Raw genomic sequence first — 25,529 nt, forward strand, 5'->3', positions numbered from 1 at the left:
CTTGCGGCGGCGGCCCACCCCCTTCCCCTCCCGACTGAAAGGAAATTCAACATGGCAAAGGTTCTGGTGCTCTATTATTCGAGCTATGGTCATATCGAGCAGATGGCCGACGCCGTCGCCGAAGGCGCGCGCGCCGCGGGCGCCGAAGTCGATATTCGCCGCGTCGCCGAAACCGCCCCCGAGGCGGTGGTGAAGGCGGCGGGTTTCAAGACCGACACCGCACATCCGCTGCTCAGCGATCCCAAGGAGCTGACGAACTATGACGCGATCGTCGTCGGCTCGCCGACGCGCTTCGGCCGGATGGCCAGCCAGATGGCGAGCTTCTGGGATACCGCCGGCGGCGTCTGGGCGCAGGGGCTGCTCACCGGCAAGGTTGGTGCAGCCTTCACCTCGACCGCCTCGCAGCATGGCGGGCAGGAAGCGACGCTGTTCAGCATCCTCACCAACCTGCTCCACTTCGGCATGACGATCGTCGGACTCGACTATGGCTATGCCGGCCAGATGGGCGTCGACGAGGTCAAGGGCGGCGCCCCCTATGGCGCAACGACGCTCGCCGACGGCGATGGATCGCGCCAGCCGAGCGAAGCCGACCTGGGCGGCGCGCGCTACCTTGGCGAACGCGTCGCGAAGACCGCGGCGAAGCTTTCGGCGTAGTTCCGGAACGGACCGCGTGACGTCCGCTGACGGGCGATACCGGTCGTAGGGACAAGAAAGCCCTTCCCCTTCAGGGGAGGGGCAACGAAGACTTGGCAGTCCTGAGCTTGTCGAAGGGCTGCCTAGTCGCAGTGGGGTGGGGCCTATCGACCTCGCGCAAGGTTTCGAGGCCCCACCCCAACCCCTCCCCTGAAGGGGAGGGGCTTAACAGGCCGAAACGTCCGCTCTCCACCCCAACCCAGCCGTTCAGGCAAGAACCGAACGCTTGGGTATCAACCCTGACGAGGGTTCTGGCCCCGGGATCCATACTCAATCGGGGCGCCGTCGAGACGCCCAGTAATCGAAGGCCAACTGCTGCTGTTCGGCGATAAAGCGCGCCGCAGCGGCGCCTTCCCACGGGCCGTCATAACCGAGGAGCAGCGCGGTGCCGCCGGCCCACCAGCCCTGCCCGGGCAAGCGGTCGCTCTCGCGCACCACGAGCACCGCCAGATCGGGTTCACCGTCCAGGGCGCAGAGCCGGTCGACCTCGCCCAGCGTCTTGCACAGCGCCCGCATCTTGGGACGCGTGAAGCGAAATCCGAGGTCGCCGAGCAGTTCCGAATAGCTGACGCTGCGTCCCTCGCGTGCCGCATTGGTCAGGATCGCGCGGATGCGCGGCGCATCGCCGAGCGCGCGCGCGTCCGCCGCAACCGGCGCATCGCCTAGGCCTTGATCGCGCGCGGCTTTGGCAGCCATGGGACGAACCCCGAGGTGCGTTCGACATAATCGGCATAGCCGGGACGCGTCTTGTGCAGCCCCTTTTCGAGCAGCGCCTTGCCCGACCAGCGCGTCAGGGTGAAGGTCAGGAAGACCGGACCGATCAGGCTGGCGAGCGCGGCCCACAGCCCGGCGTCGGCGGCGATCAGCCATAGCCCCCACCAGGTCAGCGCATCGCCGAAATAATTGGGATGGCGGGTGTAGCGCCACAGGCCGGCGTCGAGCACCTTGCCCCGGTTCGCCGGATTGCGCCGGAAGGCGGCGAGCTGTGCATCGCCGACGCTTTCGAAGACGATGCCGGCGATCGCGGCAAGCGCCCCGATTTTCGCGAGTGCCCCGATCGGGCCGGCGATCGCGGTGGCGCTGGCATAAAGGCCGATTTGCGCGGGCAGGCAGGTGACGAACAGCAGCGGCGCCTGAACCAGAAACACCGCAACGAGCGCCGCGGTGTCCCAGCTCCAGCCACGCGATTCCATCGCGCCGGCCAATATCCTGCGATAGCGCAAATCTTCGCCCTGCGCGCGCCAGCGCAAAAGCAGGTGGGTCGCAAGACGCAGCCCCCAGAGGGTGACGAGCAACAGCAATATCTGCGTGCGCTGCCCCTCGATTCCGGCTTGCAAGACCGTGCCCCAGGCGAGCAGGACCATCCCGAAAGGCCAGAAGGCGTCGACGAACGACACGTCGCGAATCTCGCGCGCGCCGAGCCACAACCCGACGATCACGATCGACAGGCAGACGAAATTGACCGCCAGGACCTGCCAGACGCCGATCATGTCATCGCTCCTTCCGCATCGCCCACTATATCCGAAATCGAGCGGACAGCACGATCGGGATATTTTGGCGTGCAATCGCGATAGACGGCAAGTATCTTTTCCATGTCGGCGCGAAAATCACCGGTCGGCCAGATCAGCGGACCGAGACCGCCGGCTTTCCGGCCATAATCCATCAATCCGACCACCATCGGCACCTTCGCCGCGACCGCGATGTGGTAAAAGCCGGTGCGCCATTTCTTCGTCTTGCCGCGCGTCCCCTCGGGCGCGATGGTCAGCATGAATTCGTCGCGCCGCGCGAATTCGGCGACCATCTGCCGGACATGGTCGAGCCCGCCGCGCCGGTCGACGGGAATGCCGCCCATCTGCCGCATGAAGCCGCCGATCGGCCAGCGGAACAGCGAATGCTTGCCCATGAAATGCGCGCGAATGCCGAGGTCGGCGGTGAGGCCCAGATAATAGAGGAAATCCCAGTTGCTCGTGTGCGGCGCGGCGATGATGACGAAGCGTCGCGGCGCGGGCACCTCGCCCACCGCGGTCCAGCCCCGGCGGCGATAGAAGCGCAGCATCGCGGCGCGCACCAGCCGGGCGAGCCGACCCGGCGGTTGGTCTTCGATCGTCGTCACCCGCTCTCCTCTCCCGCGCCGGGCTTGCGCGAAACGCGAATGGTGCGCAAGCGAAAGCGATAGCGCTTGCGGCGTATCGGCCGTTCTGCTTCCTTAGGCACCTAAGGGAGATCGACGAAGATGAAGACATTGACCGCGCTGCTGACCTCGACCTTGCTGCTGGCAACCCCGGCGATCGCAGCACAGGCGTCGCCGCGCCCCGACCAGCTCGCCTTTCGCGACCTCTATCGCGAGCTCGTCGAGACCAACACGACGCTGTCGTCGGGCAGCTGCACCCTCGCCGCCGAGCGCATGGCGGCGCGGCTGCGGACGGCCGGCTTCACGGAAGATCAACTCACGCTGTTCGCGGCGCCCGACCATCCGAAGGAGGGCGGCCTCGTCGCCGTCTATCCGGGCAGCGACCCGGCGGCGAAGCCGATCCTGCTGATCGCGCACATCGACGTCGTCGAGGCGAAGCGCGAGGACTGGCAGCGCGATCCGTTCAGGATGGTCGAGGAAAACGGCTATTTCTATGGCCGCGGGACGGGCGACGACAAGGCACAGGCGGCGGTGTGGATCGACACGTTGATCCGCTTCAAGCAGGAAGCCTATCAGCCGAAGCGCGCGGTGAAGGTCGCGCTGACCTGCGGCGAGGAGACCAACGGCGCGTTCAACGGCGCCGAGTGGCTCGCCGCCAACAGGCGCGAGCTGATCGACGCCGAATTCGCGCTCAACGAGGGCGGCGGCGGCGACAGCGACGGCAAGGGGAAGGTGCTCGGCCAGACGGTGCAGATCGGCGAAAAGACCTTCGCCAACTTCCGCCTCGAAACGCGCAACCCCGGCGGGCACAGCTCGGTCCCGGTCCCCGACAATGCGATCTATCAGCTCGCCCACGCGCTGACGCGGATCGAGGCCCATGAATTTCCGCTCGAAATGACCGACACGACGCGCCGCTTCTTTGCCGAGGCGGGCGCGGTGCGCGGCGACGCGATCGGCGACGCGATGGCGGCGCTGGCGCGCGACCCGGACGACAAGGAGGCCGAAGCGCTCGTCAACAGCGACCGCTTCCTCCATTCGAACCTGCGCACCACCTGCGTCGCGACCCTGCTCGACGGCGGCCACGCGGCGAACGCGCTGCCCCAGCGCGCGGGCGCGAACATCAATTGCCGCATCTTCCCCGGCCATCCGATCGAGGAGATCAAGGCCGAGCTCGAACGGATCATCGACGATCCGGGCGTCACCGTGACGCAATTGCCGCCGAAGCGCCCGGCGCCGCCCGCGCCGCCGCTCGACGCCAGGGTGATCGGCCCGATGCAAACGCTCGTCGACAAATATTGGCCCGGGTTGAAAGTCATACCCTCGATGGCGAACGGCTATACCGACGCGACCTTCCTCGGCGCCGTCGGCATCCCGGCCTATGGCGTTCCGGGCATGTGGGGCGACCCCGACGGCAACGGCGTCCACGGCCTCGACGAACGGATGGAGGTGCGCTCGGTCTATGTCGGGCGCGACTATCTCTACGACCTAATCAAAGCCTATGCCGACAATCCCTGACGGCGGGCGCAACAGTCCCTTTGCCATGTGACGCGTGCCTTGCTATCCGCCGCGAACAATGGCGACGAACGACGACGACTTTCCTTCTCCGCAGCCCGGCGACAGCATAGACACTCCCTTCGACAGCGCGCTGTCGGAGCGCTATCTCGTCTATGCGCTGTCGACGATCACCGCGCGCTCGCTGCCCGACCTGCGCGACGGGTTGAAGCCGGTCCACCGCCGACTGCTGTGGGCGATGCGCGCGATGCGGCTCGACCCGAGCCAGGGCTACAAGAAGTCGGCGCGCGTCGTCGGCGACGTGATCGGCAAGTTCCACCCGCACGGCGACACCGCCGTCTATGACGCGATGGTCCGCCTCGCGCAGGATTTCTCGCTGCGCTATCCGCTCGTCGACGGCCAGGGCAATTTCGGCAATATCGACGGCGATAACGCCGCCGCCTACCGCTATACCGAAGCGCGGCTGACGCGCGTCGCGATCGACCTGATGCAGGGGCTCGACGAGGGCACCGTCGATTTCAAGCCCACCTATAACGGCGAGGACGAAGAGCCCGAGATCATGCCGGGGCTGTTCCCGAACCTGCTCGCCAACGGCGCGAGCGGGATCGCGGTCGGCATGGCGACGAACATCCCGCCGCACAACGCCGCCGAAGTCATCGACGCCGCGCTCGTCCTGATCGACAATCCCCGCGCCGAGCTCGCGCAATTGCTCGAGCATGTGAAGGGCCCCGATTTTCCGACCGGCGGCATCATCGTCGACAGCGCCGAGGCGATCGCGCAGGCCTATGAAACCGGCCGCGGCGGTTTCCGCGTCCGCGCGCGCTTCTCGACCGGCAAGGATGCGGACGGCGTCTGGGAAGCGAGCGGTGTCGAGAAGCTCGCGGGCGGCACCTGGCAGCTCGTGATCAGCGAAATTCCCTATGGCGTCGCCAAGGGCAAGCTGATCGAACAGGTCGCGCAGCTGATCGCCGACAAGAAATTGCCGATCCTCGAGGATGTCCGCGACGAGAGCGCCGACGACATCCGCATCGTGCTGGTGCCCAAGAGCCGCAACGTCGATCCCGAAATATTGAAGGAAAGCCTGTTCCGGCTGACCGAGCTCGAAACGCGCTTCGCGCTCAACCTCAACGTTCTCGACGCGACGCGCACGCCCAAGGTGATGGGGCTGCACCAGCTGCTCACCGAATGGCTGCAGCATCAGATCGTCGTCCTCGTCCGCCGCGCCGAGCACCGCATCGGCAAGATCGACGACCGGCTCGAACTCGTCGCAGGCTATCTGATCGCCTTCCTCAACCTCGACCGGATCATCGAGATCATCCGCACCGAGGACGAACCGAAGGCGGTAATGATGGCCGAATTCGAGCTGACCGACCGCCAGGCCGAGGCGATCCTCAACATGCGCCTGCGCTCCTTGCGCAAGCTCGAGGAAATGGAGCTGAAACGCGAGCAGACCGACTTGATCGCCGAGCGAGAGGACTTGGCGAAGCTCGTCGCGAGCAAGGACCGCCAGAAGACGCGGCTGCGCAAGGATCTGGAAAAGTTGAAGGCCGTCTATGGCCTCGACACGCCGCTCGGCGCGCGCCGCACGACGCTCGCCGAAGCCGCGCCGGCGCGCGATATTCCGCTGGACGCGATGATCGAGAAAGAGCCGGTGACGGTGATCCTCTCGAAACGCGGCTGGATTCGCGCCCAGCGCGGCCATGTCGCTGCTGACCAGTGGGGCGAGTTCAAGTTCAAGGAGGGCGACGACCTCGCCTTCGCCGCCCATGCGCAAACCACCGACAAGCTGCTCGTCGCGGCGAGCGACGGGCGCTTCTATACCGTCGGCGCCGACAAGCTGCCCGGCGGGCGCGGCTTCGGCGAGCCGCTGCGGCTGATGGTCGACATCGACCCCGACGCGCGGATCGTCGCGCTGATTCCGGCGCAGGCCGACGGGCGGCTGCTCCTCGCCGCGACGAGCGGGCACGGCTTCCTCGTCCAGATGGGCGACATCATCGCCGAGACGCGCAAGGGCCGGGGTGTCGTCAACCTGAAACCCAAGGCGCAGCTTGCGGTGGCACGCCCGGTCGGCGCGGGCGACGACAGCGTCGCGGTGGTCGGCGAAAACCGCAAGCTCGTCGTCTTCCCGCTCGCCGAAGTGCCGGCGATGGCGCGCGGCCAGGGCGTGATGCTGCAACGCTATCGCGACGGCGGCCTCTCCGACGCCACGACCTTCGCCTTCGCCGACGGGCTCAGCTGGACGATGGGCGGCGACAGCGGCCGCACGCGGACCGAGACCGACCTCGCTCCCTGGCGCGTCGCGCGCGGTGCCGCGGGGCGGATGCCGCCAACGGGATTCCCCCGGAACAATCGTTTCAACTGATGGCAATTTCCTGTTGCCGTAAATAGCTTCTTTACCCCCGGTGTCCTAGCCATGGGCCAATGGGGAAAGGTCGCTTGAAACCCTCTATCATGCCTATTGATCGAACCGGCGAAGACCGGCCACTGCTTTTCGTCGGCTGGATCGACGCCCTTCCGGTGCCCGCGGCGCTCATCCGGCCGCTCGCGCGCGGCAATTTCAGCCTTCATGCGAGCAACACCGCCTTCGACCGGCTCGGCCTCATCCCCGCGGGCGTCAAGGCACCGCTCGAACTGCGCCGCGCGATCGAGCGCGCCGCGCAGCACCCCGACGATACGCAGGAATTTTCGTGCCGGCTCGGCGACGGCCCGGCGGCGCGCGACCTGCGCGGGTCGATCGGCCCGCTCTCGGGCGAATATGGCGACGAATCGCTCTTCCTGCTGACGCTGATCGACCGTACGCAAGAGATGATGACCGAGCGCAACCTGCGCCGCGAACTCGTGTCGGACAGCCTGACAGGCCTTCCCAACCGCGCCGGTTTCGAAGAGCTGGTCGAACAGCGCGCGCGCGGCGACGAGCCCGCCGACCATGCGATCCTGCTGCTCGACCTCGCGCGCTTCAGCCGCATCAACGAACATATCGGGCCGCTCGCCGGCGACGAGCTCATCATCACCGTCGCCCGCCGCCTGAAATCGAGCCTGCGCAGCGGCGACATTTTGGCGCGCAGCGGCGGCGACGAATTCGCCATTTCGACGCGCGTTACCGGCGGACGCGCCGACGTGCGCGAAATGGCGCGCCGCATTCGCGGCTGCTTCGACCACCCTTTCCGCATCGGCGACCTGAAGGTCAGCGTCGATTGCGCGCTCGGCTGCGCGATCCAGCCGGTGAACGAGGGCGAGACCGCCAACCAGATCCGCCACGCGCAGATCGCGCTCAAGCGCGCCAAGCAGACCGACCGCATCGAAATCTACGAACCCGAAGCCGCGATGCTGTCGGACAATCGCTTCGGCCTTGAAACCGCGCTGCGCAGCGCGATCGAGGAGGACCGGCTCACCCTTGCCTTCCAGCCGCTGATCGAGCTGTCGACCGGCAAGGTCGCGGGTTTCGAGGCGCTCGCGCGCTGGGACAATGGCGAAGGCCAGGCGATTTCGCCGACCGAATTCATCCCCGTCGCCGAAGATTCGGGGCTGATCGTCCCGCTCGGCCAGTGGGTGATCGGCAAGGCGGCCGAGGTGATCGCCGATTGGGACCGGATCAACGGCGGCACGCCGGTCGATTGCTATTTCTCGCTCAACGTCTCGACGATCCAGCTCGTGCGCGACGATGTCGCCGCGGTGGTTCGCGAGGCGCTTCAGCGCAACCGGATCGGCGGCGAACGGCTGATGATCGAGCTCACCGAAAGCGCGATCATCGGCGATCCCGACCTCGCGCTGTCGGTGCTCAGCGAATTGAAGGCGCTCGATGCCCGCGTCGCGATGGACGATTTCGGCACCGGCTATTCGAACCTCGCCTATCTGCAGCGGCTGCCGATCGACGTGCTCAAGATCGACCGCAGCTTCGTCGACCATATGGTCGAAGACCGCGACAAGGCGGCAATCGTCCGCACAATCCAGAGCCTTGCCGAAGTGATGGGGATGAAGACCACCGCCGAAGGCGTCGAAACCGCCGATCAGGCGCGGCTGCTCTCGGCGCTCGGCTGCGATTTCGGGCAGGGCTATCTGTTCGCGCACCCGATGGGCTGCGAGGCGGCGTTCGATTACTGGCGTCAGTCGCTGGTGCGCCCGATCATCTGATCGAGCAACGCGCGGACGCGCGCTGCGTCCGGAAAATCCTCCGCGACCCATGCGGCCTCGACCGCGCGCAGCAGCCGTGCGATCTCCGGCCCCGCGCTCACCCCGCGCGCGATGATGTCGCCGCCCTTGAGCGGCAACACCGGCACCTCCCAGCCATCGAGACTCGCCACCGTGGCAGGGCCGTCCCCCGCGAGCAGGTGAATATCGCGCGCCGCATCGGTGCCGACGCCATAGGCGAGCTGGCGCACCGGCCGCGCGACGTCGCCGCGATGCGCGGCGAGCGCGGCGAGATGCTTGCGCTGCCGCGTCGAGAGGCGAAGGCGGCTCGCGACCTGCTCGGCGATCGCGGCATCGGCGGGCAGCAGCGCCGCCAGCCGGCGCAGCGGCGCGGGCGCGGTCCCGGCCGCCGCTTCGGCCGCGATCAGCCGGTCGAGGTGCGCCGCGAACCCGGCATCGACCTCGGGAACGATCTCGGCGAAAATGCCGTCGCACGCCATCTGATCGACGATGGCGCGCGGATCGGGCAGCGCCAGGATTTTGAGCAACTCGTCGGCCACGCGTTCGCGCGACAGGCTGCGCAGCGAATGGCGCGCCGCGACCGCCGCCGCATGGCTTGCCGGGTCGAGCCCGTCCTTCCCGAAACGCGCCGCAAAGCGATAGAAGCGCAATATGCGCAGATGATCTTCGGCGATCCGCGTCGCGGCATCGCCGATGAAGCGGATGCAGCCCGCGTCAAGGTCGGCGAGCCCGCCGAACCAGTCGTCGACTTCGCCGCTTTCGGGGTCGGCGTAGAGCGCGTTGATCGTGAAGTCGCGCCGCGCCGCATCCTCGCGCCATTCGCTCGCAAAGGCGATCGTCGCGCGGCGCCCGTCGGTCGCGACGTCGCGGCGCAAGGTGGTGATCTCGTGATGATCGCCGCTCGCGATCGCGGTCACCGTGCCGTGCGCGATGCCGGTCGGGATGACCTTGATGTCGGCCGCCTCGAGCCGGCGCGTCACCGCATCGGGGTGCAGCGGCGTCGCGAGGTCGATGTCGGTGACGGGCAGGCCGAGCAGCGTGTCGCGCACCGCGCCGCCGACGATCTTCACCGCGCCGCCATCGGCCGACAGCGCACGCACGATGCGCCGCAGCCCCGGCCGGGCGCGCCATTCGGCCTCGGGAAGCCGCGTCGCCCCGGTCACCGGTGCCATCCCGCGGGCATCCGCCGCGCCAGATTGATGATGATCCCCGCCGTCACGCCCCAGATCCGTCGCCCCTGCCAGTGGAGGTCATAATAATGCCGCGCCTGCCCCTGCCAATGCGCCTCTTGCCGCGCGTAATTGGCGGGGTCGAACAAGATGTCGAGCGGCACTTCGAACCATTCCTCCACCTCGTCGGGATTGGGGTCGAGCGGAAGGTCGGGCGGGATCACGCCGAGCACCGGGGTGATATGATAGCCGCTGCCCGAGCGATAGGGATCGGTGACCCCCGCAATCTCGACATCGCGGCGGTCGAGCCCGATCTCCTCCTCGGCCTCGCGCAGCGCGGCGTCGACCACGTCGCGGTCGCCGGGGTCGACCTTGCCGCCGGGAAAGGCGACCTGCCCCGCGTGCGCGCGCAGCCATTGCGGACGCTGGGTCAGGATCACGCCGGGGTCGGGGCGGTCGGTGAAGGCGATCAGCACCGCGGCGTCACGCAGCGTCGGCTTCGCCCCGACGAGATAGGTTTCGTCCTCGCCCGTATCGGGCAGCAGATTGCCCAGCGCATCGCGCAGCTTGGCCGAGAGCATCAGCCGTCCGCCAGCACAAAGCGCGCGCCGTTCGACCAGAGGGCCGGCGGATCGCCGCCTTCGGCAAGCGCCATCTCGGCAAGCTCGTAATAGAGGGCACGGCCGATCCGCGCTTGGAGCCCGCACGCGATCGCGCCGCGCACATGCAGCCGCGGGTCGGGATGATCGGGGTCGCCGCCGAAGCGCAGCGGGTGATCGCCGCCGGCCATCACCAGATCGTCGGTGTCGAGCCGGAAGACGAGCCTGCGCGCCTTGCCCTCGCCCTCGCTCTTCATCTCGACCGCGCGAAAGGGCATATCCTCGACGGCGATGCGCAGCCTCTCGGCCGGGGTGACGAGCACATGGCTGCCATCGGGCTCGCGGCGGAGGATCGTCGAAAAGAGCCTGACCATCGCGGGGCGGTCGATACGGCCGCCTTCGTGATACCAGCTGCCGTCGGCGCGAATCTCCATCGCGCTGTCGCCGGTGCGCTCGGGGCGCCAGCTTTCGACCGGCGGCAGCTTGTGCGCGCCGAGAAGCGCGACCGTATCGGCCAGCGAAAGCTGCGAAAAATCTGCGAGATGCGGGGGCGTCGGACGGGCCATAAACCCGACATAGGGCCGCAGGCGCGGTGCGCAAGGCGGCTGCGGAAAGGATTCACGCGGAGACGCGGAGGCGCGGAGGCGCGGAGGGACTGGGATGGCCGCAAAGCGGCTTCCCATTTCAATGGCGCGATTGGTCGCGCCGGCACGGGACCAGAGAGCCTATCGGCTCGTCGCTCCTCTCCGCGCCTCCGCGTCTCCGCGTGAACCCATTTTCCTTCGCGTCTTCGCGTGAAACAATCTCACCGCGGCCCGATCATCCCGGCGTCCGTTGGCAGTCCATGCCCGTTCACCGCCCGCGCGAGCAGGCGGCGTTTCTCGAACGGTCCCGGCAGATCCCAGGCGGCCGTCGCATCCGCCGTGAAGCCGAAGAAGCGGCCGTAATATTCGGGGTCGCCGATCATCATCAGCGCGCCGTCGGCCCCCGTTTCGGCGGCAGCCAGCATGTGCGCCATCAGCGTGCGCCCGTGCCCGCCGCGTTGCAGGTCGGGGCGCACCGCGACCGGTCCCACCATCACCAGCGGCGTCGCGGTGCCGCCCGCCGCGCGGTGCATCACCGGCCAGCACTGGATCGTGCCAACGAGCGCGCCGCCTTCGCGCAGTGCAAAGCTCAGCGCGGGAAGCGCCGCCAGCCCCTCGCGGATGCGATAGGCGGTTCGCGCAAAACGGTCGGCCCCGAAAGCGGCGTCGAGCAATTGCTCGACTGCCTGCGGTTCGATTTCCGACAGTGGAAGTAACTCGACCAACGCGCACCCTTTCGCTAATGCGGCGGCGCTTTAGGGTTCGGGACCGGCATTGCAAAGCCGAATATCGCGCCCGTTCGACAGGATTTTCTTGTGACCGATCAATTGTGGCTCGAGGTGGACGGGCTGACCGTCGATGTTCTGACCGGCATCTATTCCGAAGAAACGCATCTGCCGCAGCCGCTGCGTATCTCGGTGCGCGCGCGGTTGAAGATGGCGGCGCATTATGAACCGACGACGCCGCTCAGCGCCTCGAAAAACTATATGAACCTGAAATTCGCCGCGACCGACGGCATTCCCAAGGACGTCCATTTCGTGCTGATCGAAAGCGTCGCCGACCATATCATCGACACGCTGTTCCTGCAGGACGAAAAGGTCGAGGAGGTCGAGGTGAAGATCGTCAAGCTCGCGATCGCCGAGGAGGGCGAACAGATCGGCATCACGATGCGGCGCGCGCGCAAATGACGCAAAGGCTGGCGCTCGTCACCGGCGGCCTGCACCGCGTCGGCGCCGCGATCGCCGCCCGGCTCGCGCGCGAGGGCTATGCGCTGGCGCTCCACAAGCATAGCCTCGCAGAGCCCGATGCGGTGCTCGTCGAGGCGCTCGCCGAAACCGGCGCCGGGAACCGTCACTTCACCGCCGACCTTTCCGACCCCGCGGCGGTCGATGCGCTGGTGCCGCAGGTCATCGACGCCTTCGGCCGCGCCCCCGACCTGCTCGTCAACAATGCTGCGCTGTTCGCCGAGGGCGAATGGCAGGGCCTGACGCAGCCCGGCCTCGCGGCGATGATGCAGCTCAACCATCATGCGCCGGTGATGCTGGCGAAGGCGCTCGTCGCGCACGCCGGCGAAGGCCAGCGGCCCGCGATCGTCAATATCGTCGACCAGCGCGTCGCGCATCCGGTGCCCGACCAGATCGCCTACAGCCTGTCGAAATCGGCGCTGTGGCAGGCGACCGCGACGCTCGCGGTCGCCTTCGGCGGCGCCGCGCGGGTCAATGCGGTCGCCCCGGGGCTCACCATCCCGACCGACGATTACAGCGAGGCGCAGGTCGAACGCCTCGCCGCGCTTATGCCCCTGGGCGCGCTGCCGACCCCCGCCCAGATCGCCGACGCGGTCGCCTGGCTCGCGCGTGCCGAGGCGGTGACGGGGCAGACGATCTTCGTCGACGGCGGCGCCCACCTCGCACCGATGGGACGCGATTTCGTCCGGCTGGGGCGCGATTGATCGCCGCCATCGCGTAATGGCCGGAATCGACCGATAGCGGTCATAAGGGTCCTCCCCGGCACGGGGAGGGGGACCATGCGAAGCATGGTGGAGGGGCACCCTCGGTTTACGCTGCGTTCAAAGAGGGAAAGGCAAACCGCCTGTGCCCCTCCACCACCCTGCGGGTGGTCCCCCTCCCCCAAGGGGGAGGACCGGCCGCTCCCCACCCCAATGCGGACATCCGCCGCAAAAAACCGCTGTCCTACATTGTTCGGCTGTGCCAGCCTTCGTCTCGGCTCTTTCGATATGTGGATAAAGGCGGTAACGGCCCGGTTTACGGATGCAGGCGGGAGCCGGCGCATGTTCGCCGAACGCAAGCCAGCGGCGGCCGCGCAAGGCTGAACTTTGCTGAACTTTGGAACGACGACGCGGACCACCCCGCGATAACCAAAGACGGCGATGGCAACTGGCCACCCCGAAGCCGCCATTGCGGCGCCGGTTCAGTAAATATGCACCGCCTTGGTGACGAGGTAGCTCTCCAGCCCCTCGGGCCCGCTTTCGCTGCCGAAGCCCGACTCCTTGATCCCGCCGAACGGCGCGTCGGGGGTCGAGATGACGAAGCTGTTCACTCCGACCATCCCGCTTTCGATCCCGTCGACGATGCGGTTGATGCGGCGGCCGTTCTCGGTGAAGGCGAAGGCGGCGAGGCCGTAGGGCAGGCGGTTCGCCTGTTCGAGCGCTTCCTCTTCGCTTCCGAAGGGCCGCATCAGCGCCATCGGCCCGAACGGCTCATTGTTCATCGCATCAGCGTCGAGCGGCACGTCGGCGAGCGCGGTCGGCTGAAAGAAATAACCTTCGCCCGTCGCTTCGCCGCCGGCGACGACGCGCGCGCCCTTCGCCTTCGCATCGGCGATCATCGCTTCGAGCGCCGGCGCGCGGCGCTTGTTCGCGAGCGGCCCCATCTGGGTGTCGGCGTCGAGCCCGCTGCCGATCTTCACCTTCGCCGTCCGCTCGGCGAAGCCTTTGACGAAGGCGTCGTAAATCCCCTCCTGCACATAGAAGCGCGTCGGCGAGATGCACACCTGCCCGGCATTGCGGAATTTCTGCCAGACGACGCGATCGAGCGTCGCCTCAAGGTCGCAATCGTCGAAGATCAGCACCGGCGCGTGGCCGCCAAGCTCCATCGTGATCCGTTTCACCCCGTCGGCGGCAAGGCGCATCAGATGCTTGCCCACCGCGGTCGAGCCGGTGAAGCTGACCTTGCGGATGACGGGGCTTGCCAGCAGGTGCCGGCTTATCATGTCGGGCACGCCATAGACGAGCTGCGCGACGCCCGCCGGAATGCCCGCATCGTCGAGGCAGCGCATGATCGCGCTGGTGCAGCCCGGCGTCTCCTCGGGCGCCTTGGCGATCACCACGCAACCCGCGGCGAGCGCCGGGGCGATCTTCTTGACCATCAGATTGACCGGGAAGTTCCACGGGCTGAAACCCGCCGCGGGACCGACCGGCTGCTTGAGCACCATCGTCCGCTGCCCCGCCGGGCGCTGGAGCACGCGGCCCTCGATGCGTTTGCCCTCTTCGGCGAAATAGGCGAGCAGCCCCGCCGCCGAGGCGACTTCGCCGCGCGCTTCGGCGATCGGCTTGCCCTGTTCCAGGGTCAGCAGCGTCGCGATCGGTTCGATCCGCTCGCGGATGATCCCCGCCGCCTTGTGCATCAGCGCGGCGCGCTCGTCGGGCGTTTTCGCGCGCCACAGCGGCCACGCCCTGTCGGCGGCGCTCAGCGCCTCGTCGAGATCGGCGGCGGTCGCCACCGGCAGCTCGGCGATCGGCGCGCCGGTCGCCGGATTATAGACCGGCGCGACATCGCGCCCCTCACCGCTCCGCCACGCGCCCGCGATGAAGAGTTGCAGGTCGGCGTTATAGTCGGCGGTGGTGGTCATGGCGCACTCCTTCGTATGAAGCCCCTCCTCTTCAGAGGAGGGGTTTGGGGTGGTGGCGAGCTTGGAACAAGCTCGCCCGGGCATCGAGCCCGACCGAGCTTCACCACCCCCGTCCCCCTCCTCCGGAGGGGCTCAACAGGTGGCGACGCCGCCCTATGGTTCGTCCATATAGGCCCGTTCAGCTGTAATTGAAGCTGACGCTGATCCGCTCGCTCCTGGCGGCATTGACCACCACCTCGTGCCGCAGCCAGCTTTCCCACAGAAAGACGCGCCCCGGCGCGGGTTCGGCATAGATGAAGGGATGCAGATGCTCGGGCGCATCGCCGGTCCGCCCCGGCGCCGCCATCAGCATCGGCAGGCGCGGGTCTTCGAGCTTCAGCGCGCCCGACCCCTTGGGCACGGTGACATAGAAGGTGCCCGACACGACGCTGTGCGGATGGATATGCCCGCTGTGCGTGCCGCCGGGTTTCAGGACATTGACCCACAGGCTGTCGAGCCGCAGCGGCTTCGCAAGGTCGAAATGGCACGCTTTTGCGAAGCGGCGCACTTCTTTGTCGAGCAGCCGCTTGAGGTCGGCAAAGGCGGGGTCGCGCTGCGGCAGATCGTCGAGGCTCGCATAGCTCGTATAGCCCTTGTAGCCGTGCGCGCGGCTCCATCCGCGCCCCGCGCCATCCTCTTCGGCGAGCAGGCGGCAGCTTTGTTCGAGCTCCTCCAGCAAGTCGGGCGAGCCGATGTCGGCCTCGTAAAAATGGGTGGCGAAGAGCGTGCGAACGGGCATGATGGGCGGGAAAGCACAGCAGCATCGCAAGAGCAAGGGAGACGAGGATGGCCGACTATGAACTGATCGCCGACGGATTGCGCTTCCCCGAGGCGCCGGTCGTCATGGACGACGGCAGCGTGATCGTGGTCGAGATCGCCGAGGGGCGCATCACGCGCTGCTGGCCCGGCGGGAAGAAAGAGGTCATCGCCACCCCCGGCGGCGGTCCCAACGGCCTGGCGATCGGTCCCGACGGCAAGCTCTATTGCTGCAACAACGGCGGCTTCGAATATGTCGAGGCGAACGGCTATCTGGCCCCGCACGGCATCGCGAAGGACTATTCGGGCGGGCGGATCGAGCGCATCGACATCGGGACCGGCGCGGTCGAGACGCTTTACAAATCGGGTGACCATGGCGTGACGCTGCGCGGCCCCAACGACATCATGTTCGACGCGCACGGCGGCTTCTGGTTCACCGACCATGGCAAGGTCGATTATGAAAAGCGCTGCCACGACATCGTCGGCATCTTCTATGCAAAGGCCGACGGCAGCTTCATCGAGGAAGTGATCTTCCCGTCGAACAATCCGAACGGCGTCGGCCTGTCACCCGACGGCAAGTCGCTCTACGCCGCCGAAACCTACACCTGCCGCCTGATGAAGTTCAACATCGTCGCGCCCGGCAAGGTCGACGACGCGGCGGGCCCGGGCGGCCCCGGCATCCCGCTCTATCGTCCCGCGGGCTATAAATTCTTCGACAGCCTCGCGATGGAGGCGAACGGCAATATCTGCGTCGCGACGATCGGCGAATGCGGGATCAGCGTCGTCTCGCCCGCCGGCGAGCTGGTCGAATTCGTCGAAACCGACGACATCTTCACCACCAACATCGCTTTCGGCGGCGCCGACATGCGCGACGCCTATCTCACCCTGTCGGGCAGCGGGCGGCTGGTGAAGACGCGCTGGGCGCGGCCGGGGCTGACGCTGCGATATTGACCGGAGCGAAGGGACCGCCATGCACAGGGAAAGCCACGCGATCGAACGAGTCGGCTGGCTGCGCGCCGCGATTCTCGGTGCCAACGACGGCATCGTATCGACCGCGAGCCTGATCGCCGGCGTCGCCGCGGCGGGAACCGCGCCGCAGGCGATCCTGCTCACCGGCACCGCCGGACTCGTCGCCGGGGCCATGTCGATGGCGGCGGGCGAATATGTGTCGGTCAGCTCGCAGGGCGATGCCGAAAAAGCCGACATCGCGCAGGAAAAGCACGAACTCGCGACCGATCCCGATTTCGAGCTCGAGGAGCTGACGCAAATCTATCAGCAGCGCGGCCTTTCCCGCCCGCTCGCCGAGGAGGTCGCCCGCGAACTCACCGCGCACAATGCGCTCGACAGCCATTTGCGCGACGAACTGGGGCTCAACCATGCGATGCGCGCGCGCCCGGTTCAGGCCGCCGCGGCTTCGGCGGCGAGCTTTTCGGTCGGCGCGGCGCTGCCGCTCGGGGTGGTGTTCCTCGTCTCGGGGCCGTCGCTGCCATGGGCCGTTTCGGGCGCCTCGCTGACCTTCCTCGCGGCGCTCGGAGCGCTCGGCGCGTGGGCGGGCAATGCCCCGGTGGCGCGCGCGGTCGCGCGGGTGAGCTTCTGGGGCGCCTTCGCGATGGCCGCGACGATCGCGATCGGGTCGCTGTTCGATGCCGCGGTCGGCTGATCGGTCGAATCGCTTGATCGACGCCGCCCCCGCAGGCCATGAAGCCGCCATGTCTTATTCGACCGTCCTATTCGACTTCGGCGGAGTCATCACCGCCTCGCCCTTCGAAGCCTTCAACCGGCTCGAGGAGGAACGCGGGCTGCCGCGCGATTTCGTGCGCCGCGTCAACGCCGCCGATCCCGACGGCAATGCGTGGGCGAGGTTCGAGCGCGCCGAAATCGACGCCGCGACCTTCGACCGCGCCTTTGCCGAAGAGGCGCGCGCGCTGGGGCACGCGCTCGAAGGCGAAGCGGTGCTCGCGGTGCTTGCGGGCGCGGTGCGTCCCGCGATGGTCGCGGCGCTCGACACGCTGAAGAGGGAAGGCTTCACGATCGGCTGCATCACCAACAACGTGCCCTCGGGAAAAGGCGCGGGCATGGCGCGCAGCGAGAGCGCGGCGGCCGAGATTGCGGCGATCATGGACCGCTTCGATCATGTCATCGAATCGAGCAAGGTCGGCGTCCGCAAGCCCGACCCGCGCATCTATCAAATGATGTGCGAGACGCTGGACGTCGCCGCGGCCGAATGCGTCTATCTCGACGACCTCGGCATCAACTGCAAGCCGGCGGCGATGCTCGGCATGCACGCGATCAAGGTGACGAGCGGCGAACAGGCGCTCGCCGACCTGTCGGCGGCGCTGGGGACAGTGCTGCCCTAGAGCAGCGAGCCTTAAATCTGCACCGTCTCCCCGAGCGAAGACGAGGGGCTCGTTCGAGCGGAGCGAGAACCGCAGCGTCGCCGCCTCGACTTCGCTCGGCAGAGCCCCTCGTCTTCGCTCGGGGAGACGGGTCGATTCAGATTTCCTGCAATTTGCCCTAAGGCGCATCGTCTTCGACTGAAAAAGCCGATCCATCTTCCGCCGATTTCCATATGGAACCGTCGTCAGATGGGCTCCCGCCTTCGCGGGAGCACACGGGCTTACTCAGCAACGATCACGATTTAATGCGCCAGCAGCAACGGCACGCTGCTGTTCGTCAGCAGATATTGAGTGACGCCGCCGAAAATCGTCTCGCGCAACCGGCTGCGCCCGAAGGCGCCCATCACGATCAGCCCCGCGCCCATGGCGAGCGCTTCCTTTTCGAGCCGCTCCTCGACCGTCTCGACCCCGCGCTCGACGATCTCGAGTTCGGCGTGGACGTCGTGCCGCGACAGATAGCTGAGCGCGTCGGTCGCGGGGAAGCCATCCTCGTCCTTCCCCACCGTCACCAGCGTCACCGCGCGCTCCTTCATCAGCGGGATCGCGGCGCGCAGCGCGTGCGCGGCTTCGGCGCTGCCGTTCCACGCGACCATCACCGGCGCGTCGAAGTCGAACGTCCGGGTCGCGCGCGGCAGCGCAAGCACGGGCGCGGCGGTCGATAGCGCGACATCGCCCGCGAGCAGCGGCGGCGGCCCCGCCTTGGCGCCGGCCGGCGGCAGGCTGACGACGGCGAGGTCGGCAAAGACGGCGGCGGCCGAAAGCGCGCCCGCGATCTCGCCATCGGCGAGCGCGATATCCCATGGCACATCCTCGTCCTTGAGCCGGTCCTCCAACCTGCTTTCGAGCGCGAGGTCGTCGGCCTGCGCCGCCGCGAGCGCCTCGGTGGCGAAATAGGTGCCGCCGAACGGATCGAAGCTGACGAACTGCTGGAGCGGCGTGGCGATCAGCAGGGTCGCATGTCCCTCGAACCGCCGGGCGAGATCGAGCGTCGCCTGCAGCCGCCCTTCGAACGCGGCGTCATTGTCGGCGTGAACCAGTATCGAGCGCATCGTCGGTCTCCTTACCTATGCAGTCCTTTATACACAGAATGCACGGCCCGCGGGACCGGTTCATTGATCGGCGTCAACGGGCGCGACGGCGCCGATGTGCAGCGTCGCCGCCTGGTCGAAGATGCGGGTGAGCACGGGTTCGGTATCGGCGACGCGCATCGCGACGTGAAAGGCGACCGGCGCGAGCGGCGGCAATCCTGCGAGTTCGACCAATGCTCCGCCCGCGATCTCCCCCTGCACCATCGGTTCGGGGAAAATGCCGACGCCGCCGCCCGCCTTCGCGATGTCGATCATCATCCGCGCATTGTTGCACAGGTTGAGCGATTTGGCGGCGATCCGCGAGGCGGCGATCGCGTCGCGCATCCGGCCGTGGATCGGCGAATGGCTGGCGAGCGACCAAACGGGCAGCGCGGCTTCGGTGCCACGCGCGAAAGTAGCCGCGACCGCGGGGCTCGCGAGCCAGAGCAGCGCGACGCTGCCGATCGGGCTGGTGCGGAGCGACGGATGCGCGACCGGCCCCGCGGCAAAGGCGAGGTCGGTCCGCCCGGTGAGCAATTGCTGGATCAGGTTCGCGGTCAGGTCGATCTCGATCTCCAGCCCGACGCCCGGCATTTCGGCCTTCAGCGCCGCGATGAAGGGCGGCAGGCAGCTCGCCGCCGCAATCTCGCCCGCGCCGATCCGCACGACGCCGCTCGCCTCGCCGAAGCCGCCGCTGCCGAGCAAAGCCTGCTCCATCTCGCGCAAGAGCGGCGCGCAGTCGCGCACCAGCTTGCGTCCCGCGGGGGTCAGCGCCATGCCGCGCCCGTCGCGGCGGAACAAGGTCGAGCCAAGCCGCTGCTCGAGCTCGCGCATCCGCGCCGATACCGCGGGCTGGGTCGTATTGAGCCGCTCGGCGGCGGCCGAGAAGGTGCCGAGCCGGTCAATCCACAGCAGCGTTTCGAGATGATAGATGGCGATTCGATTGATCGACATTGCTTATGAATAATCGAAAATCACTATGATTAGAATTGATATGTGCGATGCGCCAAAGTCGCGCCCACCAGCAGCAGGAGGCCCGATTCATGGCGAACAAGCGATATTCCGACGCAGCCGCAGCGCTCGAGGGCCTTCTCTTCGACGGGATGCACATCTGCGCGGGGGGCTTCGGACTCTGCGGCATTCCCGAGCGGCTGATCGACGCGATCCGCGACGCGGGGGTCAAGGACCTCACCGTTGCGAGCAACAATGCAGGCATCGACGGCGAAGGCCTGGGCAAGCTGCTCCGCACGCGGCAGATCAGAAAGATGATCTCCTCCTATGTCGGCGAGAACAAGGAGTTCGAGCGGCAATATCTGGCGGGCGAGCTCGAGGTCGAATTCTGTCCGCAGGGCACGCTCGCCGAACGCTGCCGCGCGGGCGGCGCGGGCATTCCCGGCTTCTATACCAAGACCGGTGTCGGCACCGCGGTCGCCGAGGGCAAGGAGGTCAAGACCTTCGACGGGCAGGACTATATCCTCGAACGCGGCATCTTTGCCGACCTTGCGATCATCAAGGGGTGGAAAGCCGACGAGGCGGGGAACCTCGTCTTTCGCAAGACCGCGCGCAATTTCAACCAGCCGATGGCGACCGCGGCCAAAATCTGCGTCGCCGAGGTCGAGGAGATCGTGCCGACCGGCAGCCTCGATCCCGACTGCATCCACCTGCCCGGCATCTATGTGAAGCGCATGATCGTCGGCGCGCCCTATGACAAGAAGATCGAGTTCCGCACCGTCCGCCCGCGCGAGGCGGCGTGATGGCCCAGCCATGGTCTCACTATCAAAGGGTCATTGTTGAAACCTACACTGCCGTTAAGGCAGGCAAATCGTCTAGGATTCATTGCAGACCGGTCGAGGGGCAACCTTATCCTACTTCCATGGATGTTGAATGCTCGCGAGATATGCGCAGGCGATATCCCGTAGGAACGAAATTTCGTATCTATGCGAAAGAAACCGACCGAGAGGGGGGGAAGCCCTTTCTATATTCTCACTTCAGTTGGCCCTACGAGGTAGTCGAATAGTGAGCAGGCAGACGAGACTACCGATAGTGGCGCTGTGCGTGTTTCTCGCGGGCTGCGCCGCCACGCCACCGGCCGCATCCCCGCCGCCCGCCGAAACCGCGAAACCGGCGACGGCACTGCAATATCTCTATGGCTCGGCCGAGGCCGAAGTCGCCGTGCGCGCGACCAACGCGCGCATCGCCGACTATGCGGTCCGGCGCATCAAGGCGCGGCCGGCCGACAGCGTTATCCTCGCATCCGGCGCGACGCTCGACGCCCCGCGCTTCGAGCCGTGCGGCGACAAGCCCTTCGCGGCCGTGTTCGACGCCGACGAGACGCTGATCTGGAACCTCGGCGCGACGCGCTATATGGGCGAGCGCGGTATCGGCTTCGATCCCAAGATCTGGGACAGCTGGGAAAAGACCGGCGCCGGCGCCGCAAAGGCGATGCCCGGCACCGTCGCGATGGTGAGCGCCTTGCGCGCCGCGGGGATCACCGTGATCGCGAATACCAACCGCAGCGCCGCCAATGCTGCGGGAACCGAAGCGACGCTACGCGCCGCCGGGCTCGGCGAGTTCAAGCATGGCGAGACGCTGTTTCTCGCCGGCGACGATGCGGACGGATCGAGCAAGGACGGCCGCCGCGCCACCATCGCGGCGCGCTGGTGCGTGATCGCGATGGCGGGCGACCAGCTCGGCGATTTCAGCCAGCAGTTCAACGACAAGGCGCTGGCGCCCGCCGCGCGCACCGCGCTCGCCACCGGCCCCGCCGCAGCCAGGCTCTGGGACAAGGGCTGGTTCCTCTTCCCCAACCCCGTCTATGGTCCGTGGGACCGGCTGGGCTGGGACGATCTTTTCCCCTCCGACACCAATTGGGAGCCGAAATAATGCCCTGGACCCGCGACGATATGGCGGCGCGCGCCGCGAAGGAATTGAAGGACGGATTTTACGTCAACCTCGGCATCGGCATCCCGACGCTGGTCGCGAACCATATCCCCGCGGGGATGGAGGTCACGCTCCAGTCCGAAAACGGCATGCTCGGCATCGGCCCCTTCCCCCTTGAGGGCGACGAGGACCCCGATCTGATCAACGCGGGCAAGCAGACGATCAGCGAGCTGCCGCAGTCGGTCTATTTCAGCTCGGCCGACAGTTTCGCGATGATTCGCGGCGGGCATATCGACCTGACCGTATTGGGCGCGATGGAGGTCAGCGAGGGCGGCGACATCGCCAACTGGATGATCCCCGGCAAGATGATCAAGGGCATGGGCGGCGCGATGGACCTCGTCGCCGGGGTCAAGAAGATCATCGTCGTGATGGAGCATGTGTCGAAGAGCGGCGACCCGAAATTCATCCCCGCCTGCACGCTGCCGCTGACCGGCAAGAATGTCGTCGACATGATCGTCACCGACCTCGCGGTGTTCAGGCGCGCCGATCACGGCAGCCCGTTCAGGCTGGTCGAACTCGCACCAGGGGTGACGGCGGACGAAGTCGCCGCTAAAACCACTGCTCGATATGAGGTCGCCATCTAAACAGGAATCCGCGCTGCGGATCATTTTCGGACTCGTCGCGCTCGCCGTGCTGGTGGCCGCCAGCTGGTTCGGCTTTCATGGCGTCGGCGAAAGCCAGCCGCTCGCGAGCGTCCCGATCCCGCTCAAGGCCGAAAATCTGCCCGACACGCCCGCCAAATGGCACGGACGGATCGACTATCGCGCGCTCGACCGGCGATTGGCGGCGCTTGCCCAGCGCCCCGAAATGGCGGGGCTCGCGGTCGCGGTCGTCGAAGACGGCAAGCTGCGCTTCGTGCGCACCTATGGCGTCGCCGACCGCAAAACGGGCGCGCCGGTCACCCCGCACACGCTGTTCCGCTGGGCCTCGGTGTCCAAGACCGCGACGGGCGCGATGGCCGCGGCGCTGGCCGGGGACGGCGCGGTGAATCTCGACCGCCCGGTCGCCGACTGGCACACTTCGCTGCGCCTGCCCGGCGGCGCCGAGGCGCGGCTGACCGTCGCGCAGTTGCTCGCCCAGCGCACGGGGCTGACCAAAAACGCCTATGACGAGAAGCTGGAGGCGGGGCAAAATCCCGCGTTGCTGCGCACCAGCCTTGCCGGAGCGCCGCTGCAGTGCGAGCCGGGCACCTGCCACAGCTATCAGAATGTCGCCTTCGACACCGCGAGCGAGATCGTCGCGCAGGCGGCAAAGAAGCCCTTCGCCGATGCCGTCGAGGACCGGCTTTTCCGCCCGCTCGGCATGGTCAGCGCGGGCTATGGCATGAAGCGGCTGACCGGCGCGCGCGACTGGGCGCGCCCGCACGCGATCTGGGACGCCCATCCGCTGAAAGAGGCCTATTGGCGCGTGCCCGCCGCCGCGGGGGTCGAAAGCGATATCGTCGATTTCGCCACCTGGATGCAGGCGATGATGGGAAACCGCCCCGACGTGCTGCCCGCCGCGACGCTGCAGATCGCTCACCGCCCGCGCGTTCCCACCGCCCGCCTTTATGGCGGCGCGCTGCGGCAGGCGACAAGCGACGCCTCCTATGGTCTCGGCTGGCGCAGCTTCACCTATGACGGGCACCGGCTCGAAGGCCATTCGGGCGCCGTTTCGGGCTATCGCTCGACGATGATCTTCGAACCCGCGACGCGAACCGGCGTCGTCGCGCTGTGGAACAGCGACTGGGGGCGGCCGTTCCGCATTCCGTTCGCGGTGATCGACAGCTATTACCAGCGCGACGGCGGGCGCTGGCTCGACCTCGGCGACCTGCCCCCGGCACGCGCACAGCGGACGGTTGCCGGCGCGGTCGCCGCGGCTCCCGAAAGCTAGAGGTTTCTCACCGGCGCGCTTGCTCGCAAACCCGCTGTCGGTGTATCGGGCGCGCGTCCGAGGCCGAGGGAGAATCACCGATGCGCGTGCTGCTGACCGGTTCGTCGGGCTGGCTCGGGCGCTATCTGGCGCCGCTGCTGACGAAGGCGGGGCACCGTATCACCGGGCTCGACGTGGTTCCGGGGCCGCATACGCAGCTGCTCGGCACGGTCGCAGACCGTATGTTCGTCGAGCGCGCCCTTGCCGACCATGGCATCGAGGCGGTGATCCACGCGGGCGCGCTGCACAAGCCCGACATCGCGCGTTATCCGCGCCAGGCCTTCGTCGACGTCAATGTCACCGGCACGCTCAATCTGATCGAAGCCGCGGTCGCGGCGGGCAACGACCGTTTCCTCTTCACCTCGACCACCTCGCTGATGGTGCGATCCGACGTGCGCGAAGGCGCCGGCCCCGAGGGCGCATGGTGGATGGACGAGGATTTCGCGCCCCTGGAGCCCCGCAACATCTATGGCATCACCAAGCTCGCGGCCGAGCAGGCGTGCCGCCTCGCTCACCGCGAGCATGGTATCGCCGCGTTGATCCTGCGCACGGGGCGCTTTTTCCCCGAGGATGACGACACGCATACTGTCCCGAGCGGCGAGAATCTCAAGGCGAACGAGTTTCTGAATCGCCGCCTGACCGTCGAGGATGCCGCCGCCGCGCATCTCGCCGCGCTGGAAGCCGCGCCCGCGATCGGCTGCGACACCTTCATCCTCTCCGCGTCCCCGCCCTTCGCGCGCGCGGACGCCGCCGAACTGGCGCGCGACGCGCGCGCCGTCATCGCGCGCTATCATCCCGAAGCCGCAGCGCTTTATGCGCGGCGCGGCTGGGTGCTTCCCGAGCGGATCGAGCGCGTCTACGATCCCGCGCGCGCCGAGCGGCGCCTCGGCTGGCGCGCCGAAACCGACTTCGCCGCGGTGCTCGCCGCCCTGGCGGCCGAAGCGCCGCTGCCCTTCGCGCACGACCCCGATTACACCTCACCCATCATCGCCCAGCGGGAGACCGACCCATGTACGAACTGATCACCGCCAACCGCAATTATTCGAGCTGGTCGCTGCGCCCGTGGGTGCTGATGAAGGGGCTCGGCATCGCGTTCGAGGATCGCATCGAGCCCTTCACCAAGCCGGTCAACTATGACGATTTCCGCAGCTTTTCGCCGACCGGGCAGGTGCCGGCGCTGCTCGACGACGGCCGCACCATCCATGATTCGCTCGGCATCGCGCTCTATCTCGCCGACCGGCACGAGGGCGTCTGGCCGGCGGGTCCCGACGCCCGCGCCTGGGCGCAGTGCGCGGTGTGCGAGATGCACAGCGGCTTTGCGGCGCTGCGCAACGATTGCACGATGAATGTCGGCGTGCGCGTGACCCCCAAGCCGATGTCCAAGGCGCTCGAGGCCAATATCGCGCGCATCCGCGAATTGTTCGAGGAAGGGCTATCGCGCTTCGGCGGGCCATGGCTCGCGGGGTCCGATTTCAGCGCCGTGGACGCCTTCTTCGCGCCCGTCGCCTTCCGCATCCGCACCTATGGCCTCGACGCCGGCGCCGGACAGGCTTGGGTCGATCATATGCTCGCGCATCCGGCGATGCAGGAATGGGAACGCCAGGCGCTCGCCGAAGAGTGGCGCGAGGAAAGCCATGAGGCCGAGCTGGCAGCGGCGGGGGTCGTTACGGCGGACTACCGGACCGCCTGAGCGTCCCATTTTCGTCATTGCGAGCG

Annotated in this window: 26 protein-coding genes; 15 read left to right on the forward strand and 11 right to left on the reverse strand. The window is 67.5% G+C overall.

Going from position 1 to position 25,529, the window contains the following annotated elements; genetic code table 11:
• Positions 1 to 51: 51 nt before the first annotated feature.
• Positions 52 to 654, forward strand: coding sequence for an NAD(P)H:quinone oxidoreductase (gene wrbA / locus KNJ79_RS16915; protein ID WP_317151956.1), 603 nt, complete (start codon positions 52 to 54; stop codon positions 652 to 654).
• A 309-nt stretch (positions 655 to 963) separates the two neighbouring features.
• Here the strand turns inward: wrbA and KNJ79_RS16920 are convergent, their stop codons facing one another.
• From KNJ79_RS16920 to KNJ79_RS16930, 3 genes are read right to left on the reverse strand one after another with little or no spacing between them, the layout of a single operon-like run.
• The gene (locus KNJ79_RS16920; protein ID WP_317151957.1) at positions 964 to 1,389 is read right to left on the reverse strand and encodes a ribose-phosphate pyrophosphokinase; all 426 of its coding nucleotides are present in this window, start codon (positions 1,387 to 1,389) and stop codon (positions 964 to 966) included.
• Complete coding sequence (locus tag KNJ79_RS16925; RefSeq protein ID WP_089215416.1) at positions 1,356 to 2,183, reverse strand: DUF1295 domain-containing protein; 828 nt, start codon at positions 2,181 to 2,183, stop codon at positions 1,356 to 1,358. Before KNJ79_RS16925 ends, KNJ79_RS16920 begins: the two co-directional genes overlap by 34 nt.
• The gene (locus KNJ79_RS16930; protein WP_317151958.1) at positions 2,180 to 2,806 is read right to left on the reverse strand and encodes a lysophospholipid acyltransferase family protein; all 627 of its coding nucleotides are present in this window, start codon (positions 2,804 to 2,806) and stop codon (positions 2,180 to 2,182) included. Before KNJ79_RS16930 ends, KNJ79_RS16925 begins: the two co-directional genes overlap by 4 nt.
• Positions 2,807 to 2,926: 120 nt before the next feature.
• On the opposite strand from KNJ79_RS16930, the gene KNJ79_RS16935 reads away from it, so the two are divergent.
• From KNJ79_RS16935 to KNJ79_RS16945, 3 genes are all read left to right on the forward strand, one after another.
• The gene (locus KNJ79_RS16935) at positions 2,927 to 4,339 is read left to right on the forward strand and encodes a M20/M25/M40 family metallo-hydrolase (RefSeq protein ID WP_089215414.1); all 1,413 of its coding nucleotides are present in this window, start codon (positions 2,927 to 2,929) and stop codon (positions 4,337 to 4,339) included.
• A gap of 58 nt (positions 4,340 to 4,397) precedes the next feature.
• Complete coding sequence (gene parC, locus KNJ79_RS16940) at positions 4,398 to 6,698, forward strand: DNA topoisomerase IV subunit A (protein WP_317151959.1); 2,301 nt, start codon at positions 4,398 to 4,400, stop codon at positions 6,696 to 6,698.
• Positions 6,699 to 6,787: 89 nt separating this feature from the next.
• Positions 6,788 to 8,467, forward strand: a complete 1,680-nt coding sequence (locus tag KNJ79_RS16945; protein WP_317151960.1) for a putative bifunctional diguanylate cyclase/phosphodiesterase — start codon at positions 6,788 to 6,790, stop codon at positions 8,465 to 8,467.
• On the opposite strand, the gene KNJ79_RS16950 is transcribed toward KNJ79_RS16945, so the two are convergent.
• The 4 genes from KNJ79_RS16950 to KNJ79_RS16965 form a co-directional block, all read right to left on the reverse strand.
• Positions 8,440 to 9,657, reverse strand: a complete 1,218-nt coding sequence (locus KNJ79_RS16950) for a CCA tRNA nucleotidyltransferase (protein WP_317151961.1) — start codon at positions 9,655 to 9,657, stop codon at positions 8,440 to 8,442. The two genes, KNJ79_RS16945 and KNJ79_RS16950, sit on opposite strands and share 28 nt — an antisense overlap.
• Positions 9,645 to 10,235, reverse strand: coding sequence for a CoA pyrophosphatase (locus KNJ79_RS16955; protein WP_317151962.1), 591 nt, complete (start codon positions 10,233 to 10,235; stop codon positions 9,645 to 9,647). Before KNJ79_RS16955 ends, KNJ79_RS16950 begins: the two co-directional genes overlap by 13 nt.
• The gene (locus KNJ79_RS16960; protein ID WP_317151963.1) at positions 10,235 to 10,819 is read right to left on the reverse strand and encodes a DUF1285 domain-containing protein; all 585 of its coding nucleotides are present in this window, start codon (positions 10,817 to 10,819) and stop codon (positions 10,235 to 10,237) included. Before KNJ79_RS16960 ends, KNJ79_RS16955 begins: the two co-directional genes overlap by 1 nt.
• A 239-nt stretch (positions 10,820 to 11,058) precedes the next feature.
• Entirely contained in the window at positions 11,059 to 11,562 is a 504-nt protein-coding gene (locus KNJ79_RS16965) for a GNAT family N-acetyltransferase (protein WP_317151964.1), read from the reverse strand.
• A 90-nt stretch (positions 11,563 to 11,652) separates the two neighbouring features.
• Between KNJ79_RS16965 and KNJ79_RS16970 the strand changes: the two genes are divergently transcribed.
• Positions 11,653 to 12,024, forward strand: coding sequence for a dihydroneopterin aldolase (locus KNJ79_RS16970; RefSeq protein WP_317151965.1), 372 nt, complete (start codon positions 11,653 to 11,655; stop codon positions 12,022 to 12,024).
• The gene (locus KNJ79_RS16975) at positions 12,021 to 12,785 is read left to right on the forward strand and encodes an SDR family oxidoreductase (protein WP_317151966.1); all 765 of its coding nucleotides are present in this window, start codon (positions 12,021 to 12,023) and stop codon (positions 12,783 to 12,785) included. Before KNJ79_RS16970 ends, KNJ79_RS16975 begins: the two co-directional genes overlap by 4 nt.
• Before the next feature lie 479 nt (positions 12,786 to 13,264).
• On the opposite strand, the gene KNJ79_RS16980 is transcribed toward KNJ79_RS16975, so the two are convergent.
• Positions 13,265 to 14,704, reverse strand: coding sequence for an NAD-dependent succinate-semialdehyde dehydrogenase (locus KNJ79_RS16980; protein WP_317151967.1), 1,440 nt, complete (start codon positions 14,702 to 14,704; stop codon positions 13,265 to 13,267).
• A 178-nt stretch (positions 14,705 to 14,882) separates the two neighbouring features.
• Entirely contained in the window at positions 14,883 to 15,482 is a 600-nt protein-coding gene (locus tag KNJ79_RS16985) for a TIGR02466 family protein (protein ID WP_317151968.1), read from the reverse strand.
• 47 nt (positions 15,483 to 15,529) lie between these two features.
• On the opposite strand from KNJ79_RS16985, the gene KNJ79_RS16990 reads away from it, so the two are divergent.
• From KNJ79_RS16990 to KNJ79_RS17000, 3 genes are read left to right on the forward strand one after another with little or no spacing between them, the layout of a single operon-like run.
• A complete protein-coding gene (locus KNJ79_RS16990) occupies positions 15,530 to 16,450 on the forward strand; it encodes an SMP-30/gluconolactonase/LRE family protein (RefSeq protein ID WP_317151969.1) in 921 nt (306 codons plus the stop codon).
• 19 nt (positions 16,451 to 16,469) lie between these two features.
• Positions 16,470 to 17,159 carry a VIT1/CCC1 transporter family protein gene (locus KNJ79_RS16995; RefSeq protein ID WP_317151970.1) on the forward strand — a complete coding sequence of 230 codons (690 nt, stop codon included), beginning with the start codon at positions 16,470 to 16,472 and terminating at the stop codon, positions 17,157 to 17,159.
• A 49-nt stretch (positions 17,160 to 17,208) separates the two neighbouring features.
• On the forward strand, positions 17,209 to 17,856 hold the full coding sequence (locus tag KNJ79_RS17000) for an HAD-IA family hydrolase (RefSeq protein WP_317151971.1): 648 nt from the start codon (positions 17,209 to 17,211) through the stop codon (positions 17,854 to 17,856).
• A gap of 281 nt (positions 17,857 to 18,137) precedes the next feature.
• Here the strand turns inward: KNJ79_RS17000 and KNJ79_RS17005 are convergent, their stop codons facing one another.
• A complete protein-coding gene (locus KNJ79_RS17005) occupies positions 18,138 to 18,944 on the reverse strand; it encodes a universal stress protein (RefSeq protein ID WP_317151972.1) in 807 nt (268 codons plus the stop codon).
• A gap of 60 nt (positions 18,945 to 19,004) precedes the next feature.
• Complete coding sequence (locus KNJ79_RS17010; protein ID WP_317151973.1) at positions 19,005 to 19,916, reverse strand: LysR family transcriptional regulator; 912 nt, start codon at positions 19,914 to 19,916, stop codon at positions 19,005 to 19,007.
• An 89-nt stretch (positions 19,917 to 20,005) separates the two neighbouring features.
• On the opposite strand from KNJ79_RS17010, the gene KNJ79_RS17015 reads away from it, so the two are divergent.
• The 6 genes from KNJ79_RS17015 (at position 20,006) to KNJ79_RS17040 (ending at position 25,503) form a co-directional block, all read left to right on the forward strand.
• Positions 20,006 to 20,716 (forward strand): CoA transferase subunit A, encoded by a 711-nt coding sequence (locus KNJ79_RS17015; RefSeq protein WP_089215398.1) that lies wholly within the window; start codon positions 20,006 to 20,008, stop codon positions 20,714 to 20,716.
• Between the two features lie 262 nt (positions 20,717 to 20,978).
• Positions 20,979 to 21,845 (forward strand): HAD family acid phosphatase, encoded by an 867-nt coding sequence (locus KNJ79_RS17020; RefSeq protein WP_317151974.1) that lies wholly within the window; start codon positions 20,979 to 20,981, stop codon positions 21,843 to 21,845.
• Entirely contained in the window at positions 21,845 to 22,486 is a 642-nt protein-coding gene (locus KNJ79_RS17025) for a CoA transferase subunit B (protein ID WP_317151975.1), read from the forward strand. Before KNJ79_RS17020 ends, KNJ79_RS17025 begins: the two co-directional genes overlap by 1 nt.
• The gene (locus KNJ79_RS17030; protein WP_317151976.1) at positions 22,470 to 23,774 is read left to right on the forward strand and encodes a serine hydrolase domain-containing protein; all 1,305 of its coding nucleotides are present in this window, start codon (positions 22,470 to 22,472) and stop codon (positions 23,772 to 23,774) included. The genes KNJ79_RS17025 and KNJ79_RS17030 overlap by 17 nt, the downstream gene beginning before the upstream one ends.
• 80 nt (positions 23,775 to 23,854) lie before the next feature.
• The gene (locus KNJ79_RS17035; RefSeq protein ID WP_317151977.1) at positions 23,855 to 24,835 is read left to right on the forward strand and encodes an NAD-dependent epimerase/dehydratase family protein; all 981 of its coding nucleotides are present in this window, start codon (positions 23,855 to 23,857) and stop codon (positions 24,833 to 24,835) included.
• Complete coding sequence (locus KNJ79_RS17040; RefSeq protein ID WP_317151978.1) at positions 24,823 to 25,503, forward strand: glutathione S-transferase family protein; 681 nt, start codon at positions 24,823 to 24,825, stop codon at positions 25,501 to 25,503. Before KNJ79_RS17035 ends, KNJ79_RS17040 begins: the two co-directional genes overlap by 13 nt.
• Positions 25,504 to 25,529: the final 26 nt, after the last annotated feature.

Origin of the sequence: Sphingopyxis indica (genome assembly GCF_032879645.1) — a bacterium.
Taxonomy (GTDB): domain Bacteria; phylum Pseudomonadota; class Alphaproteobacteria; order Sphingomonadales; family Sphingomonadaceae; genus Sphingopyxis; species Sphingopyxis indica.

Excerpts from the sequence above, each read along its gene's own strand:
- KNJ79_RS16985 (WP_317151968.1), bottom strand. The coding sequence starts at position 15,482 with ATGCCCGTTCGCACGCTCTTCGCCACCCATTTTTACGAGGCCGACATC.
- KNJ79_RS17005 (WP_317151972.1), bottom strand. The coding sequence starts at position 18,944 with ATGCGCTCGATACTGGTTCACGCCGACAATGACGCCGCGTTCGAAGGG.
- KNJ79_RS16955 (WP_317151962.1), bottom strand. The coding sequence starts at position 10,235 with ATGCTCTCGGCCAAGCTGCGCGATGCGCTGGGCAATCTGCTGCCCGAT.
- wrbA (WP_317151956.1), top strand. The coding sequence starts at position 52 with ATGGCAAAGGTTCTGGTGCTCTATTATTCGAGCTATGGTCATATCGAG.
- parC (WP_317151959.1), top strand. The coding sequence starts at position 4,398 with ATGGCGACGAACGACGACGACTTTCCTTCTCCGCAGCCCGGCGACAGC.
- KNJ79_RS17025 (WP_317151975.1), top strand. The coding sequence starts at position 21,845 with ATGCCCTGGACCCGCGACGATATGGCGGCGCGCGCCGCGAAGGAATTG.
- KNJ79_RS16920 (WP_317151957.1), bottom strand. The coding sequence starts at position 1,389 with ATGGCTGCCAAAGCCGCGCGCGATCAAGGCCTAGGCGATGCGCCGGTT.
- KNJ79_RS17035 (WP_317151977.1), top strand. The coding sequence starts at position 23,855 with ATGCGCGTGCTGCTGACCGGTTCGTCGGGCTGGCTCGGGCGCTATCTG.
- KNJ79_RS16945 (WP_317151960.1), top strand. The coding sequence starts at position 6,788 with ATGCCTATTGATCGAACCGGCGAAGACCGGCCACTGCTTTTCGTCGGC.
- KNJ79_RS16980 (WP_317151967.1), bottom strand. The coding sequence starts at position 14,704 with ATGACCACCACCGCCGACTATAACGCCGACCTGCAACTCTTCATCGCG.
- KNJ79_RS16925 (WP_089215416.1), bottom strand. The coding sequence starts at position 2,183 with ATGATCGGCGTCTGGCAGGTCCTGGCGGTCAATTTCGTCTGCCTGTCG.
- KNJ79_RS16960 (WP_317151963.1), bottom strand. The coding sequence starts at position 10,819 with ATGGCCCGTCCGACGCCCCCGCATCTCGCAGATTTTTCGCAGCTTTCG.
- KNJ79_RS16990 (WP_317151969.1), top strand. The coding sequence starts at position 15,530 with ATGGCCGACTATGAACTGATCGCCGACGGATTGCGCTTCCCCGAGGCG.
- KNJ79_RS16935 (WP_089215414.1), top strand. The coding sequence starts at position 2,927 with ATGAAGACATTGACCGCGCTGCTGACCTCGACCTTGCTGCTGGCAACC.
- KNJ79_RS17000 (WP_317151971.1), top strand. The coding sequence starts at position 17,209 with ATGTCTTATTCGACCGTCCTATTCGACTTCGGCGGAGTCATCACCGCC.
- KNJ79_RS17010 (WP_317151973.1), bottom strand. The coding sequence starts at position 19,916 with ATGTCGATCAATCGAATCGCCATCTATCATCTCGAAACGCTGCTGTGG.
- KNJ79_RS16995 (WP_317151970.1), top strand. The coding sequence starts at position 16,470 with ATGCACAGGGAAAGCCACGCGATCGAACGAGTCGGCTGGCTGCGCGCC.
- KNJ79_RS17015 (WP_089215398.1), top strand. The coding sequence starts at position 20,006 with ATGGCGAACAAGCGATATTCCGACGCAGCCGCAGCGCTCGAGGGCCTT.
- KNJ79_RS16950 (WP_317151961.1), bottom strand. The coding sequence starts at position 9,657 with ATGGCACCGGTGACCGGGGCGACGCGGCTTCCCGAGGCCGAATGGCGC.
- KNJ79_RS17040 (WP_317151978.1), top strand. The coding sequence starts at position 24,823 with ATGTACGAACTGATCACCGCCAACCGCAATTATTCGAGCTGGTCGCTG.
- KNJ79_RS16975 (WP_317151966.1), top strand. The coding sequence starts at position 12,021 with ATGACGCAAAGGCTGGCGCTCGTCACCGGCGGCCTGCACCGCGTCGGC.
- KNJ79_RS17030 (WP_317151976.1), top strand. The coding sequence starts at position 22,470 with ATGAGGTCGCCATCTAAACAGGAATCCGCGCTGCGGATCATTTTCGGA.